Source organism: Amycolatopsis plumensis (genome assembly GCF_042652605.1).
Taxonomy (GTDB): Bacteria; Actinomycetota; Actinomycetes; order Mycobacteriales; family Pseudonocardiaceae; genus Amycolatopsis; species Amycolatopsis plumensis.
Genome location: NZ_JBHSJY010000001.1, coordinates 768,973 through 783,527 on the forward strand (window position 1 = coordinate 768,973; position 14,555 = coordinate 783,527).

Here is a 14,555-nt window from a genome sequence, read left to right on the forward strand (position 1 = left end):
GTTGCCCGTTCGGCCACGCGGACGGTGACCTCGGCCACTTCTTGATCACCCTCGCGTGTGAAAGTTATTCGGATCGCTGGGCGTTGAACTGACTATGGGTTATCCCTGGAACCAGACGAAGTTAACCGACGAGTAGCAAAGAGGTCCGATGACCGACCCCACCAACGTCACCAGCGCCCGCATCGACTTCGCCCTGCGCACCTTCGGGGCCGGGCCGCGGCCGGTGCCGGCCGAGCTGGAGTACGACACCACCGACCCGTACGCGGTCGCCGTGGTCCTGCACGCCGGCCCGAGCGCGGTCCGGTGGCTCTTCGGCCGCGACCTGCTCGCCGACGGCCTGCTGGCCCGCTGCGGCGACGGCGACGTGCGCATCGGGCCCGCCGGCGACCCCGCGCTGGTCGTCGTCGAGCTGAGCTCCCCCGACGGCGCCGCCGTGCTCGAAGCGCCCGCCAAGGAGATCGCGGCCTTCCTCGACCGCACCTACGACGTCATCCCGGCCGGCAGCGAGAGCGACTGGTTCGACTTCGACGAGGAACTGGCGAAGCTCTCTTACCAGGACTGAGTACCGTCCCCGGGTGAGCTTCTTCCTGACGAAGGTCCTCGCCGCCCTCGACGACGGCGGTGATCGCCCGCTCTTCGTCCACGACGGCGTCACCACCTACCACCAGGCTCGCGCCCGCCTGCGCCGGCTCCACGGCGGCCTCGGGGAAACCGAAGCCACCCTCGCCGTAGACCTGCGCAACCGGCCCGAGACGGTCCTCGTCCAGCTGGCGGGCCTCCTCCGCGGCGCGACCGTCCTCCTGGTCCCCGCCTCCGCTCCGAAAGCCGACCGGCTCGCCGCGGCGAGCGGCGCCACCGTCGTCACCGACCGCCCGCACGCCTGGCCCGCGGGTGACGTCCGCACCCTCGAGGACCTCGACGGCGATCCCGAGCCGCTGAACCCGCCGGAGACCGTGCGGCTGCTGTTCCCCACCGGCGGCACCACCGGCCGCCCCAAGCTGATCCGCCACAGCGGCATCTACGACGGCATGGCGCACATCTTCGCGCCGTCGCCGGACGGCCCGGGCCGCACGCTGCTGGTCGCCCCGATGACGCACATGACCGGCAACGCCACCGTGCTCGGCGCGCTGCTGCGGCGGGACACCGTCGTCATCCAGGACGGTTTCGACGCAGGAGCGGTCCTCGACGCGATCCAGGCGCACCGGATCGACACGCTCTCGCTCACCCCGCCGCGCCTGGCCGCCGTCCTGGACCACCCGAAGCGCCCGGAAACCGACCTCACCAGCGTCCGCTCGCTCTCGCTCGGCGCCGCGCCGCTGCCGCCGCACCGGCTCGCGCAGGCGCTCGACGTCTTCGGGCGGGTCGTCGGCCAGGGCTACGGCCTCACCGAGGCGCCGATGATCGCGAGCATCTCCGCCGCCGAGCTGGCCGACCGGCCGGAGCGGCTGGGCTCGGTCGGCCGGATCGTGCCCGGCATGGAGGCTCGCATCACCGGCGACGGCGAGGTTGAAGTCCGCGGACTGTCCATGATGGACGGTTATCTCGGCGGCCCGGAGATCGGCGCGGGCTGGCTGCGCACCGGTGACCTCGGCCGCTTCGACGACGAGGGCTACCTCTACCTGCTCGACCGGGCGGACGACGTCGTCGTGGTGGGCGAGCACGGCACGAAGGTCCCCACCACCGTCGTCGAACACGCGCTCCAGACGCACCCGGCGGTGCGGACCGCGGCCGTCTTCGGCCACGGCGATCGGCTGCACGCCGTCGTCGTCGCGACGAGTGAAGTCACGGCGGCCGAGCTGCAGGCGCACGCCCGGGAGACCTTCGGCCAGGAGCACTACGTCCCGGCGCGGGTGGACTTCGCCGACGCGCTGCCGCTCACCGACGTGGGCAAGGTCGACAAGCGCGCTCTCGCTCAGCTCGTGACGGCCCCGTAGGACGACGACCGCACCAGCTTGACGTACTTGCCGAGCACGCCTTCCGGGAACTTGTTCGGCAGCGGCTCCCAGCCTTCGCGGCGCCGGGCCAGTTCGGCCGCGTCGACCAGCAGGTCGATGCTGCGCGCCTTGATGTCGACGGCGATCCGGTCGCCGGTGCGGACGAAGGCGATCGGGCCGCCGTCGACCGCCTCGGGTGCGACGTGGCCGATGCACAGGCCGGTGGTGCCGCCGGAGAACCGCCCGTCGGTCAGCAGGAGGACGTCCTTGCCCAGCCCGGCGCCCTTGATCGCCGCGGTGATCGCCAGCATCTCCCGCATCCCCGGGCCGCCCTTGGGGCCTTCGTAGCGGATGACCACGACGTCCCCCGCTTCGATCCGGCCCTCGTTCAGCGCCGCCATGGCCTCCTGCTCGCGCTCGAACACGCGGGCCGGGCCCTCGAAGTTGGCCGTGTCGAAGCCCGCGGACTTCACGACCGCGCCCTCCGGCGCGAGCGAGCCGCGCAGGATGGTGATGCCGCCGGTCGGGTGCAGCGGGTTGTCCAGGCCGCGCAGGACCTCGCCGTCGATCGGGTCGGGGTCGAGCTCGGCGAGGTTCTCGGCCACCGTCCGGCCGGTGACGGTGAGCGCGTCGCCGTGGATCAGGCCCTCGTCCAGCAGGGCCTTCATCAGCACCGGGATGCCGCCGTGGCGGTCGATGTCGTTCATGACGTACTTGCCGAACGGCTTCAGGTCGCCCAGGTGCGGGACGCGGTCGCCGACGCGGTTGAAGTCGTCGAGGGTCAGCTCGACCTTGGCCTCGTGCGCGATGGCCAGCAGGTGCAGCACGGCGTTGGTCGAACCACCGAGGGCCATCACGACGGTGATGGCGTTCTCGAACGCCTCCCGCGTGAGGATGTCGCGGGCGGTGATGCCCTTTTCGAGCAGCCCGACGACGGCTTCGCCCGAGAGGTGCGCGTAGTGGTCGCGGCGGCGGTCCGCGGACGGCGGCGCGGCCGACCCCGGCATGCTCATCCCCATGGCTTCGGCCGCCGACGCCATCGTGTTCGCGGTGTACATCCCGCCGCAGGCGCCCTCACCGGGGCAGATGGCCCGCTCGATGCGGTCCAGGTCGGCGTTCTTCATGCGTCCGGCCCGGCAGGCACCGACCGCCTCGAAGGCGTCGATGAGGGTGACGTCCTTCTCGGTGCCGTCGGTGAGCTTCACCCAGCCGGGGGCGATCGTGCCCGCGTAGAGGAACACCGAGGCCAGGTCGAGGCGCGCGGCGGCCATCAGCATGCCCGGCAGCGACTTGTCGCAGCCGGCCAGCAGGATCGAGCCGTCGAGCCGCTCGGCCTGCATCACCGTCTCCACCGAGTCGGCGATGACCTCGCGGGAGACCAGCGAGAAGTGCATGCCGTCGTGGCCCATGGAGATGCCGTCGGACACCGAGATGGTCCCGAACTGCAGCGGGTAGCCGCCGGCCGCGTGCACGCCTTCCTTCGACGCCTGCGCCAGCCGGTCCAGGGACAGGTTGCACGGCGTGATCTCGTTCCACGAGCTGGCGACGCCGATGATCGGCTTCTGCCAGTCGCCGTCGCCCATCCCGACCGCGCGGAGCATGCCGCGCGCGGGCGCGGCCTCGATTCCGTCGGTCACCGTGCGGCTGCGGGGCTTCGGGTCGATCGTCATCGCTGGCCTCCGATACGACGTTCGGGCGCTGGTCATGTTACCAACGGACGCGCGGTCCGCTGGCCGGAACGATTTCCTACCCGCGCGCGTGCGCACCGGCGAAAACTCGGCCGCATGATCGCCACAGTGGTGTGGGGCACGGGCAACGTGGGCCGTGCGGCAATCCGGGCCGTCGACGCCCATCCGGCGCTGAAGCTCACCTCGGTACTGGTCCACGACCCGGCGAAGGTCGGCAAGGACGCGGGCGAGCTGGCCGGGGTCGGTGAGCTGGGTGTCGCTGCGACGGACGACATCGAGGCCGTCCTGGCGGCGAGTCCCCGCGCGGTCGTGTACGCGGCTTCGGGCGACGTCCGGTTCGACGACGCGCTCGCCGACATCGTGCGGGCGGTCCGGGCGGGCGCGGTCGTCGTGACCCCGGCCCTGTATCCCCTCTACGACCAGCGGAACGCACCGGAAGAGCTGCGGAACCCGGTGCTCGCGGCGATCAAGGAGGGCGGCGGTTCGCTGTTCGTCTCCGGCGTCGATCCGGGCTGGGGCAACGACGTGCTGCCGCTGCTGATCAGCGGGCTCGGCACCGACGTCGACGTCGTCCGCTGCCAGGAGATCTTCGACTACTCGACGTACGAACAGCCCGACTCCGTCCGGTACCTGGTCGGGATGGGCCAGCCGATGGAGTACGACCCGCCGATGCTGATGACCGGCGTGCCGTCGATGGTCTGGGGTGGGCAGGTGCGGCTGATCGCGCGCGGCCTCGGCGTCGAGGTCACCGAGCTGCGCGAGACGCTGGACCGGCGTCCGCTGGAGGAGACCGTGACCACGCGGACCATGGGCGAGTTCGAGAAGGGCACCCAGGGCGCGGTCCGGTTCGAGGTGCAGGGCATCGTCGACGGCGAACCGCGGATCGTCATCGAGCACGTCACCCGCATCCACCCGTCGTGCGCGCCGGACTGGCCCACGCCACCCAGTGGCGACGGCGCGCACCGCGTGATCATCGAAGGCCGGCCGCGCATCGAGGTCACCGTCGAAGCGACCGACGAGGGCGAGAACCGGTCCGCGGGCGGCAACGCCACCGCCGTCGGCCGCCTGGTCGGCGCGATCGACTGGCTGGCCGCCGCCGAACCCGGCCTCTACGACGCACTCGACGTCCCGCTGCGCCCGGCAGCGGGCAAGCTCGGAAGGAGCCGCTCGTGAACATCGACATCCCCGCGGGCAAGGACCCGATCGGGTACGTCTGGGGCGAAATGGTGCCCGGCATCGGGATCGCCGCTTCGAAGTTCTCGCTGGCGGTGTACGAGCACACGACGCTGGGCCTGCGCGAGTTCGAGGCCGCGCGGCTGCGGATCGCGCAGATCAACGGCTGCGTCTTCTGCCTCGACTGGCGCACCGAACGCGACGGCGTCAAGGTCGAGCCGGAGTTCGCGGACGCGGTGTCGGAGTGGCGCACGACCGACCGCTTCGACGACCGCACGCGGCTGGCCGCGGAGTACGCCGAGCGGTACGCGACCGACCACCACAACCTGGACGACGAGTTCTGGAAGCGGATGTCGGCGTCCTACAGCCAGCAGGAGATCGTCGAGCTGTCCATGAGCCTCGGCGCCTGGCTGGCTTTCGGCCGCCTCAACCACGTCCTCGGCCTCGACACCGTCTGCGTCCTCCCGCACTCGTCGTGAGTGGTAAGGCGGGTTAGAACCCGCCTTACCACTCACGACCAGCCGCGGCAGACTCTAGAAGTCCTGCGCGATGATCTTCTCGATGTTGCGTTCCGCCAGCGCGGTGATGGTGACGAACGGGTTGACGCTCGTGTTGCCCGGGATCAGCGAGCCGTCGATCGCATACAGGCCCTGGTACCCGGTGAGCCTGCCGTAGTTGTCGGTCGCCTTGCCGAGCACCGCGCCGCCGAGCGGGTGGTAGGTGAGGTGGTCGCCCCAGGTCTTGTACGTGCCGAAGAGGTCGGTCCGGTAGATCGTCCCCTCGGTCGCGTTGATCTTGTCGAAGATGGTCTTCGCCATGTCGATCGACGGCTGCTTCCACGCCGTCTGCCAATTCAGCTCCACCGCGCGGGTGGCCGGGTTCCAGGTGAACTGCGCCCGGTTCGGGTTCTTCGTGATCGACAGGTAGAACGACGCCCACGTCTCGATCCCGGTCGGCAGCGGCGCCACCTCGGCGAAGGCGCCACCCGCGTTCCAGTTGTCGATGCCGCCGCACGGGATGGTCGACTGGGAGGCCCCGGTCGGGTCCCAGATGTGGTTGGCGCGCCCGACCATCACGTTCCCGTTGTCACCCCAGCCCCTGCCGATCTCGCCGTTCAGGTTCGGCAGCGCGCCGGTCGCCTTCAGCTTCACCAGCAGCTTGCTCGTGCCGACGCTGCCCGCGGCGAAGAACACCGTGTCCGCGGTGACGGTCTTGATCGTGGACACCGCGCCGGTGGTGGTGAGCTGCTCGATCGTCACCGTGTAGCCACCGCCGGCGGCCGGCACCACCTGCGTCACGCGGTGCAGCGGCGAGATGGTGACCCGGCCGGTGGCGGCGATCTTCGGGTGGTAGGTCTTCTGCAGGGACTTCTTGCCGTAGTTGTTGCCGAACAGGATTTCCCCGGCCAGCGCGGACTTCGGGACGGTGCCCGCGGCCTCCTGCTCCATGTAGTCCCAGTCGTACACGTCCGGCACGAACACGAACGGGAAACCGGACCGCTGGGCCTGTTTCCGCCCGACGCGGGCGAACTGGTACCAGTCGGTGGAGTCGAACCAGGCCGGGCGGATGCTCGCGACCCCGAGGCCGGCGTTGGCGCGCGGGTAGTAGACGTCGTACATCTCGTTGGCGTCGACCGTGGGCAGGATGGCGCCGAAGTTCTCCCGCTTCGGCGTCACGGCCATGCCGCCGTTGACGAGCGAGCCGCCGCCGACGCCGCGGCCCTGGTACACGGTGATCCCGCTGAACTCCTCGGCGTCGAGGATGCCGGTGTAGCGCGGGATGTCCTTGTCGATCGGGAACCCGAAGAAGTTGGAGAACGGCTGTTTCGTCCTGGTGCGCAACCAGAACGACCGCTGGTCCGGATCGGGCGTGGCGCAGAAGATCTTGCCGTCGGGGCCCGGGGTGTCCCAGGCCATGCCCATTTCGACCAGCTGCACGTCGACACCGGCCTGGGCGAGCCGGAGCGCGGCCACCGAGCCGCCGTAGCCCGACCCGATCACCAGCGCGGACACGCGGGCGCCGTCGGTGATCGCGGCCGCCGCGGCGGGCTGCGCCGACGCTCGACCGGCCAGCGCGGCACTCGCCAAGATAGAACCAGTTCCAGCAATGAAGAGACGACGGGATACGGAGCCAGAAGTTGTTCTCCACACGGGTTCGTCACTCATGTGTTGTTCCTCACCGTTGAGGTATTTAGAACAAGTTATAGCGGCGTGGTGCAGACAAGTCGACATGTACCCACGAGTAACCTGGCGGGGTTGCGGGGCGGTGCCGCTGAATGGGCCATGATGGACGACTGTGGAGTCCACCCGAGTGGACCGCTGGCTCTGGGCGGTCCGGCTGACGAAGACGCGCCCGGACGCGGCGGCGGCCTGCCGCGGCGGCCACGTGCGCGTCAACGACAAACCGGCGAAACCGGCGACCACGGTCGTCCCGGGCGACGAAGTGCGCCTGCGCGTCGGCGGAACGACGAAGGTCCTCGACGTCGTCCGCGTGATCCAGAAGCGGGTGGGCGCCCCGGACGCGGCGACGTGCTACGTGGACCGGACCCCGAAACCGCCGCCGGAGACGGTGGTCCCGGTCGCCCGCCGTGACCGCGGTGCCGGGCGGCCGACCAAACGGGAGCGTCGCGTGCTGGACGCGTTCCGGTCGCAGCGGGAGCCGTAGGTCATCTCCCCTGTGGATCGACGGATCGCCGCCGGTTTCGCGGTCGTCCCGGAAATAGCCGGGAATCCCCGCCCGCCGGGTCGGTCCGCGCGGAATGCGGGTAGTTCCTCCGCACGGAGGGACGCCCATGAACACCGACCCGGATCACCTGCTGGCCGCGGCCCGGCCACTGGTGGTGCGTTACTGCCGAGCCAGACTGGACCCCGACTCGGCCGACGACGTCGCCCAGGACGTCTGCGTGGCCCTGCTCAAGGCCCTGCCCCGGCGGCCACCGGAGCGGCCGTTCCCGGACTTCGTGTGCGGGATAGCCCGGTCGAAGGTCGCGGCCGCGCGGAAGGCGGCGGCGCGGCAGGACGAGCCGGTCGCCGAACTGCCGGACGAGCCGGACGCGTCGCTGGGGCCGGAGCACCACGCGTTGCGGCGGGAGCTGCGCGAGCGGATGGCGAAGGTGCTGGGTGTGCTGCCGCGCCGGCAACGGGAAATCGTCGTGCTGCGCGTGGTGGTCGGCCTGACGGCGGAGGAAACCGCGGCCGCGGTCGGTTCGACGCCGGGCGCGGTGCGGGTGGCCCAGCACCGGGCGCTCGGCCGGCTCCGCCAAGTCGTCACGGCGGCTACCCTGGCCTGGTGAGCGACAGCGAGAATTTCGAAGGACGCGACGTCGGGTCCGGGATCTCGGTCATCCGCGAAAGCACGGACGTCGTCGGCTCCGGTCCCCGGCTGCACCGGCACCCCTACACCGAGACGTTCGTGATCATCCGCGGGCGCGCGCGGTTCACCGTCGGCGACGAGCAGCGCGACGGCGGCCCGGGTGACGTGCTCGTCGTCCCGGCCGGCACGCCGCACAAGTTCGCCGTGCTCGGCCCCGGCGTCTACGAGGCCGTGCACATCCACGAAAGCGACCACTTCATCACCGAATGGCTCGAGTGACGCCTCAGAGCTCGCCGATCATGCCGCGCAGCTTCGTCAGCGCGCGGAACTGGGTGATGCGGACGTTGCCGGCGGAGATGCCCAGCGCCTCCGCCGTCTCGTTCGCCGACAGGCCGACGATGATCCGCAGCGACAGGATGTCCTGGTGCAGCGGCGGCAGCAACGCCAGCAGCCGGGCCAGCCGGGCACCCAGGTCCAGCTCGAGGACGTGGTTCTCCGGCTCGTTCCCGCCCAGTGGCCGGTCCGGCAGCTCCGGCACCGGCTTCGAGCGGTCCCTGGCCACCGAGCGGAACGCGTCGGCGACCTTGTTCGCCGCGATCGCGCGCACCAGGTAGAGGAACGATCCCCCGCGGTCCTGGTAGCTCGGCAGCACCTTCAGCACCGCCAGGCACACCTCCTGGGCGACGTCGTCGGCCGAAAGGTAGGACAGGTCCCGGCCGCCGATGCGCGCCCGGCAGTAGCGCACGACCGTCGGCTTGATCAGCCGCAGCAGTGCCTGGACCGCCTCCGGGTCACCGTCGCGCGCCGCCGCCACCACCGGGTCGAGCCGCTCTTTCGCCAGGACGCCCTCCGGCCTCGGCGAATCCTCCAGCACGGTGTAGCCGTCGACGGCGGTGTCCGCCTCCGCGATCATGGTCTCCACGGGCCCTCCTCTGTCCGCCACCGGGAACCGGAACCGTCCACGGCAAACAGTTCGCCGCCTCGACGGTTCCGGTCCGACATAGGGCGTAATCGAGCCGCTGACCAGCAACGTTGCAGTGTCGTGGGGGTTGTCCAGCTATTGTCCGTTAACTGGCCCAGCGGATTCCGTACGCGAAGCCCGGGCGAGGTTCCGGAACCGGACGTGGACCTCGCCTGCCCGGTCGGCCGCCAGTGCGGAACCGGTTCGCGACCGGTCGTCGGCCGCCGCGGGGGAAACCTTTTCCTGGCGCACGATCCGCTTCGGCACGCGTTCACCGAACCGCACGTGCAGATCGAAAAGATCGCACGGGTGCCGCGGCACGCAGAGGTAACGCGGTTCTCGCAGGTTCGCCCGCAATCGCAGCCCGACCTCGTGCCGCGCGCCGCGGCGCAACGGCTCCGGCAGCCGCAGCACCAGCCCGGTCCGATCATTCGATTCCGGCACCCGGCGGATCAGCAACCCGCCGTGGAACACGTCGACACCGCGATCGGACTCGTGCAGCGAATCGCCGGATTCGGCGGCGACCGGCAAGGTCGGCGCGAGGTCGAGCACGGCGATTTCGTCGGCGTCGGCGATGACCCGCCGGAATTCGAACGCCTCCGGCACCGGTTGGTCGAGAGCCAGCGTGACGCGCAGTTCTTCGGTGTGCCAGCCACGTGCCGGATAGTGCCGGGGCGCCGCGACGGCCAGCGCGGCGACCTGCTCGATTCCCTCGTCGATCCGGCGCCGGACGGTCCGGTCGTCGCGGTCGAGCGTGATCGCCGCCCAGTGCACCCGTTCCTGGTAGAACGGTTTCCGGGCCCGCTCGTCGAGTGCGAATGCGGCGAGCAAGGCGATCTTCAGATCGTCCGGCAACGACTCGACCAGCGGCCGCAATCGATCCGACAGCTTACGCCGTATCTCCACGGTTCCGTCATCTTCGAGAATGCCGCAAGTGGAGCGCAATGCGGGGCCGACCCGGTCCGCGAGCGGTGTCGTGAAAATTGCCCTCCCTTTGCGCAGGGCCTTGAGTTCGCCGACCACGTCCGCCGCACTGAGGCTCACCGTTCCCCTCCCCTTCCACGCACGGGGGTCAATGTTCGTCAGCACCACCGCCGATGTCCAGTCGATCACGGCGCGGCAAACGGATCGTTATCCCGCGGTTTCCTTTCCGGCCGCCGCCGGAAAGGCCGAAACTCATTGGCGTTCTGTTAACAAGAGCCGCATTGCGCCGCAACGATTTCCCGGCGGAAAGTCACGCCACCGCCGCTGTCGAAGGTGTCGAATGACCGGCGCCGTTCGCCACCCGTCCACGCTTTCCGGCCGGAGCACGTTCACCCGGGCGGCGCACCACTCCCGCGGGTGAACGTGACCGGGCCGTTGCCGGGGCGCCGGTTGACCGCCACCGGCCGCGGGTACTTGTTGATCATGAGCCCGAGGATGTGGCGCCTGCTGATTTCGGGGTCGCTGCGGCTGTTCCTGATCAGCACGGTGCCGGCCGCGGCGCACCTGTCCGTGCTCGTCGGACTGGCGGCGGCGGTGATCGCGTTCGTCGTGCCCGCCCCGCGCGGGCGGCACGACGAGCGTGTCGGCCCAGGCGGTTAGCGCCCCCTACGCCGCCTGCCAGCGACGGAGTTTCTCGGGATTCCGCACCGCCCAGATCCGCCGGACCGACTCGCCCGCCACCTCGAACGCCATGACGGCCACGACGCCGCCGTCCCGCAGCGCGACCAGGCCCGGCTGCCCGTTGACGGTGGTCTCCTCGAGCGTCAGCGCCGGAATCCGGCCCGCGAGGTCCACGGCGTACTGCGCGACCCGCTCCCCGCCCTCGATCGGGCGACGCGCCGCGCTGACCAGACCCCCGCCGTCGGCGACGACGGTGGCCTCCGGGTCGAGGATGCCGACCAGCCGCTCGATGTCCCCCGCCTCCCAGGCCCGCTTGAAGGCGCGGACCACCGCGGCGCTCCCCTTGGCCGGTGCCGGGGCGCGGGCGGCGCGGACCCGGCGCCGCGCGGAGGAGGCCAGCTGGCGCGACGCCGCCGGTGAGCGGCCGAGGACCGACGCCACCTCCGCGAAGGGGTAGCCGAAGACGTCGTGCAGGACGAAGGCCACCCGCTCGGCCGGCGTCATCGACTCCAGCACGACCAGGAACGCCATGGTGATCGACTCGTCCAGCGTGACGCGGTCGGCCGGGTCGGCGAGAGCAGCCGCCTCCCCGGGCAATGGCTCGGGCAGCCACGCACCGACGTACCGCTCCCGCCGCACCCGCGCCGAGCCGAGCTGGTCGAGGCAGATCCGGCCGGCGACCGTCGTCAGCCACGCACCCGGCGACGCGATCGCCTCCCGCTGCGGCTCGGACAGGGCGTACCACCGGCCGTACGCCTCCTGGACGACGTCTTCGGCATCGCTCATCGAGCCCAGGAGCCGGTAGGCGAGGCCGGTCAGCTGCCGCCGCTCGTGCACAGGATCGGTCACCCCCCTCCGACGAATCGGGGCGCCGATCTGTGACGTCACCCGCGGCGCCGCACGCACCGGCCGCGCAGCACCACCGCCGCCGGGTCGGCCAGCTGGTCCGGTTCCGCGCGCGGGTCGCGGTCGTAGACCACCGCGTCCGCCGGGGCACCCGGCTCCAGGCCACCCAGCCCCAGGTACTCCCGCGCGCTCCAGGACGCCGCCGCCAGCGCGTCGTGCGGCTTCACCCCCGCCGCCCGCAGCGCCCGGATCTCCGCGACGATTCCGCCGTGCGGCAGGGAATCCGTGCCCGCCAGCACGCGCACCCCGGCTTCGGCCGCGGCCGCCGTTAGTGCGCCGTGGACCCGCGCGCCGCTCAGGTACCACGTGCGGGCCGGGCTGTCCGGTTCCTTCTCCCGGCGGCCGAGGCTCGCCGTGATCACCGACAACGTCGGCGTCAACGCCGTGCCCTGGGCGGCCATCCGGGCCAGCAGGTCACTGTCCAGGCACATGCCGTGTTCGAGGGAGTCGACGCCCGCCGCCACCGCGGCCGCGCCGCCCTCGGGGTGCTGGCTGTGCACCGCGACCCGCCCACCGGCCGCGTGGACCTCGCGCACCACCGCCCGCAGCACGTCCACCGGCACCGCGGAATCGCCGACGCGCCAGTCCGCGATGACCTTCGCCCACCCCGTCCGGGCGGCCTGCGCCGCCGCCAAGGCGGGCAGCTCGTCGTGCGCGGCGCGGCGGCCCCAGCCGTCGAAGAACTGGCCGTGCTGGGCCAGCCACGGTCCCGCGTGCCGGGCCCGCGGGACGTCGGGATCCTCGCCGAACCACGGCGGCGGCTCGCCCGGCAGCCCCGGGGACCGGATCAGCGTGACACCGGCGTCGACGTGCTGGTGCAGCTGCTCCCGCAGCAGCTCCGCGTCCATCGGCTGCCCGGGGGCCGCGGCGCCGGGGTGGGTGTGCGCGTCGACCAGGCCGGGCACCAGCCAGCCTTCGCCGACCAGGGTCGCGCCGGGCACCGGATCGGTCGTCCAGCGGTCGCCGTCGGCGTAGAGGTCGGCGTACTCGCCGCTCGGCAGCGCGTACCCCCGGATGCGCGTGATCACCACGCCGACCGTACCCCGCGTACGCAGCCCGGCGTAGGCGCAAGTGCCGTCCGGCGGCGGACGCCCGCGAGCAGCCCGATCCCGACCATGGGAGACGCCGAAAAAGGAGGCCACCGTGACCCTGCCCGTGGAGACGACCGCGCTGACCAAGCGCTACGGCGAGATCGCCGCCGTCGCAGACCTGAACCTGTCCGTGCCCGCCGGCGAGGTCTACGGCTTCCTCGGCCCCAACGGTGCCGGCAAGACGACGACGCTGCGGATGCTGCTCGGCCTGATCCGGCCGACCGCCGGCCGCGTGCGGCTGCTCGGCGCCGAGCCGGGCCCCGGCAGCCTCGCCCGCGTCGGCGCCCTGCTCGAAGGACCCGCCTTCTACCCGTACCTGTCGGGCCGCGCCAACCTGCGGATCCTCGCCGACCACGCCGGGGTGCGCCGGACGCGCGTCGACGCCGTGCTCGACGTCGTCAGCCTGAGCGAGCGCGCCAAGGACCGGTACGGGACCTACTCGCTCGGCATGAAGCAGCGGCTCGGCCTGGCCGCGGCGCTGCTGAAGGACCCCGAGCTGGTGGTGCTCGACGAGCCGACCAACGGCCTCGACCCGGCCGGGATGGCCGACATGCGGGTCACCCTCCGCAAGCTGGCCGCCGGCGGCTGCACCGTGCTGCTCTCCAGCCACCTGCTGGCCGAGGTCGAGCAGATCTGCGACCGCGTCGGCGTCCTCGACCGCGGCCGGCTCGTCACCGAGACGACGGTCGAGGACCTGCGCGCGGGCGGCGCGCTGCGCGTCGTCGCCGATCCGCTGCGGGACGCCCGCGAGCACCTCGGCCGTCTCTTCGGCGCCGAGCGCGTCCGCGTCGAGGGGACGGCCCTCGAACTCGACGTCGAACCGGCGCAGGCCGGGCGGGTCAACGCCGCCCTCGTCGGCGCCGGGTGCACGGTCACCGAACTGCGCTGGCGCGAACCCGACCTGGAACAGACCTTCCTCGCCCTGACCGGAGGTACCCCCGATGCTGCGTGACATCCGCGCCGAGCTGACCAAGCAGGCCCGCCGTCCCGCGACCTGGCTGCTGCTGGCCGTCGCCGTCGTGCTGACGCTGACCTTCGGGTACGCCGTCCCGTACGCGGGCTTGAGCGGCGCGACGTCCGGGCCGCCGGGCAGTGGCCGCGGGCTGGCCGCGATGCTGCCGGACGCCTTCGTCGGCAGCGCGCTGGGCGGCCTGCCGATCTTCGTCGGCGCCCTCGCGCTGATCTTCGGCGTCCTGGTCGCCGGGAGCGAATACGGTTACGGCACCTGGAAGACCGTGCTCGTCCAGCACCCGTCGCGCGTCGCGGTGTACGGGGCGAAGCTCGTCACGGTCGCGGTGGCCGCCCTGGCCGCCGTGCTCACGCTGTTCGCGACGACGGCGGGAGCGAGCGCGCTCGTCGCGTCGCTCGAAGGCCAGGCGGTGCGCTGGCCCGCGGTGTCGGACGTCCTGCTCGGCCTCGGCGCCGGCTGGCTGGTCGCGACCATGTGGGGCGCGCTCGGCGTGCTGCTGGCGATCGGCCTGCGCTCGGTCGCCCTGCCGATCGGGCTGGGCCTGGTGTGGCTGCTCGCGGTGCAGAACCTCCTCGCGTCGGTCGCCGCGCCGCTGCTGGACTGGGTCGCGCAGCTGCAGAAGGGGCTGCCCGGGCCGAACGCCGGGGCGCTGGCCGCCGCGTTCGGGGCGAGTGCGCCGGGGGTCGAGCAGGTCGTCGGGGCCGGGCAGGCGACCGCCGTGCTGGCGGCCTACCTGATCGCGTTCGGCGTCCTCGGCGGCTGGCTGCTGCAGCGCCGCGACATCGCCTGACCGCCACCCGCGCCCCCGCCCCGCATGCAGTGAATGACTCATTCCTGGCGTCCGACGCCAGGAATGAGTCATTCACTGCGCTCGGGCACGCCGCCACGCCAGCCCGGCCGGACCTCGCCGACGCC

General features: G+C 71.9%; 16 protein-coding genes. 10 read left to right on the plus strand and 6 right to left on the minus strand.

Going from position 1 to position 14,555, the window contains the following annotated elements; translation table 11 throughout:
• Positions 1-148: 148 nt before the first annotated feature.
• Together ACFPLC_RS03700 and ACFPLC_RS03705 are read left to right on the plus strand one after the other, a co-directional pair.
• On the plus strand, positions 149-562 hold the full coding sequence (locus ACFPLC_RS03700; protein WP_378206619.1) for an SsgA family sporulation/cell division regulator: 414 nt from the start codon (positions 149-151) through the stop codon (positions 560-562).
• A 13-nt stretch (positions 563-575) separates the two neighbouring features.
• Positions 576-1,934: a class I adenylate-forming enzyme family protein gene (locus ACFPLC_RS03705; protein WP_378206616.1), complete on the plus strand. Its 1,359-nt coding sequence runs from the start codon at positions 576-578 to the stop codon at positions 1,932-1,934.
• Here the strand turns inward: ACFPLC_RS03705 and ilvD are convergent.
• Entirely contained in the window at positions 1,913-3,604 is a 1,692-nt protein-coding gene (ilvD, locus tag ACFPLC_RS03710) for a dihydroxy-acid dehydratase (protein ID WP_191314019.1), read from the minus strand. The two genes, ACFPLC_RS03705 and ilvD, sit on opposite strands and share 22 nt — an antisense overlap.
• Before the next feature lie 114 nt (positions 3,605-3,718).
• Between ilvD and ACFPLC_RS03715 the strand changes: the two genes are divergently transcribed.
• Together ACFPLC_RS03715 and ACFPLC_RS03720 are read left to right on the plus strand one after the other, a co-directional pair.
• Positions 3,719-4,795: an NAD(P)H-dependent amine dehydrogenase family protein gene (locus tag ACFPLC_RS03715; RefSeq protein WP_378206612.1), complete on the plus strand. Its 1,077-nt coding sequence runs from the start codon at positions 3,719-3,721 to the stop codon at positions 4,793-4,795.
• Positions 4,792-5,274 carry a carboxymuconolactone decarboxylase family protein gene (locus tag ACFPLC_RS03720; protein WP_378206609.1) on the plus strand — a complete coding sequence of 161 codons (483 nt, stop codon included), beginning with the start codon at positions 4,792-4,794 and terminating at the stop codon, positions 5,272-5,274. Before ACFPLC_RS03715 ends, ACFPLC_RS03720 begins: the two co-directional genes overlap by 4 nt.
• Positions 5,275-5,328: 54 nt before the next feature.
• On the opposite strand, the gene ACFPLC_RS03725 is transcribed toward ACFPLC_RS03720, so the two are convergent.
• Positions 5,329-6,882: a GMC oxidoreductase gene (locus tag ACFPLC_RS03725; RefSeq protein WP_378206606.1), complete on the minus strand. Its 1,554-nt coding sequence runs from the start codon at positions 6,880-6,882 to the stop codon at positions 5,329-5,331.
• A gap of 208 nt (positions 6,883-7,090) precedes the next feature.
• Here ACFPLC_RS03725 and ACFPLC_RS03730 point away from each other — a divergent pair, with 208 nt between their 5' ends.
• From ACFPLC_RS03730 to ACFPLC_RS03740, 3 genes are all read left to right on the plus strand, one after another.
• Positions 7,091-7,459, plus strand: a complete 369-nt coding sequence (locus tag ACFPLC_RS03730; RefSeq protein ID WP_229902923.1) for an RNA-binding S4 domain-containing protein — start codon at positions 7,091-7,093, stop codon at positions 7,457-7,459.
• A 127-nt stretch (positions 7,460-7,586) separates the two neighbouring features.
• Complete coding sequence (locus ACFPLC_RS03735) at positions 7,587-8,087, plus strand: sigma-70 family RNA polymerase sigma factor (RefSeq protein ID WP_191314015.1); 501 nt, start codon at positions 7,587-7,589, stop codon at positions 8,085-8,087.
• On the plus strand, positions 8,084-8,386 hold the full coding sequence (locus ACFPLC_RS03740; protein WP_378206603.1) for a cupin domain-containing protein: 303 nt from the start codon (positions 8,084-8,086) through the stop codon (positions 8,384-8,386). Before ACFPLC_RS03735 ends, ACFPLC_RS03740 begins: the two co-directional genes overlap by 4 nt.
• A 4-nt stretch (positions 8,387-8,390) precedes the next feature.
• Here ACFPLC_RS03740 and shbA read toward each other — a convergent pair whose 3' ends face one another.
• Both shbA and ACFPLC_RS03750 read right to left on the minus strand, forming a co-directional pair.
• On the minus strand, positions 8,391-9,020 hold the full coding sequence (gene shbA, locus ACFPLC_RS03745; protein WP_378206677.1) for an RNA polymerase sigma factor ShbA: 630 nt from the start codon (positions 9,018-9,020) through the stop codon (positions 8,391-8,393).
• Positions 9,021-9,164: 144 nt separating this feature from the next.
• On the minus strand, positions 9,165-10,112 hold the full coding sequence (locus ACFPLC_RS03750) for a hypothetical protein (protein WP_378235692.1): 948 nt from the start codon (positions 10,110-10,112) through the stop codon (positions 9,165-9,167).
• A 363-nt stretch (positions 10,113-10,475) separates the two neighbouring features.
• On the opposite strand from ACFPLC_RS03750, the gene ACFPLC_RS03755 reads away from it, so the two are divergent.
• Positions 10,476-10,652: a hypothetical protein gene (locus tag ACFPLC_RS03755; RefSeq protein WP_378206597.1), complete on the plus strand. Its 177-nt coding sequence runs from the start codon at positions 10,476-10,478 to the stop codon at positions 10,650-10,652.
• Positions 10,653-10,658: 6 nt separating this feature from the next.
• On the opposite strand, the gene sigJ is transcribed toward ACFPLC_RS03755, so the two are convergent.
• On the minus strand, positions 10,659-11,522 hold the full coding sequence (sigJ, locus tag ACFPLC_RS03760; RefSeq protein WP_378206594.1) for an RNA polymerase sigma factor SigJ: 864 nt from the start codon (positions 11,520-11,522) through the stop codon (positions 10,659-10,661).
• A 35-nt stretch (positions 11,523-11,557) separates the two neighbouring features.
• Positions 11,558-12,607, minus strand: coding sequence for an amidohydrolase family protein (locus ACFPLC_RS03765; RefSeq protein WP_378206591.1), 1,050 nt, complete (start codon positions 12,605-12,607; stop codon positions 11,558-11,560).
• A 115-nt stretch (positions 12,608-12,722) separates the two neighbouring features.
• On the opposite strand from ACFPLC_RS03765, the gene ACFPLC_RS03770 reads away from it, so the two are divergent.
• Positions 12,723-13,622, plus strand: coding sequence for an ABC transporter ATP-binding protein (locus ACFPLC_RS03770; protein ID WP_378206588.1), 900 nt, complete (start codon positions 12,723-12,725; stop codon positions 13,620-13,622).
• Complete coding sequence (locus tag ACFPLC_RS03775) at positions 13,612-14,430, plus strand: ABC transporter permease (protein ID WP_378206584.1); 819 nt, start codon at positions 13,612-13,614, stop codon at positions 14,428-14,430. Before ACFPLC_RS03770 ends, ACFPLC_RS03775 begins: the two co-directional genes overlap by 11 nt.
• Positions 14,431-14,555: the final 125 nt, after the last annotated feature.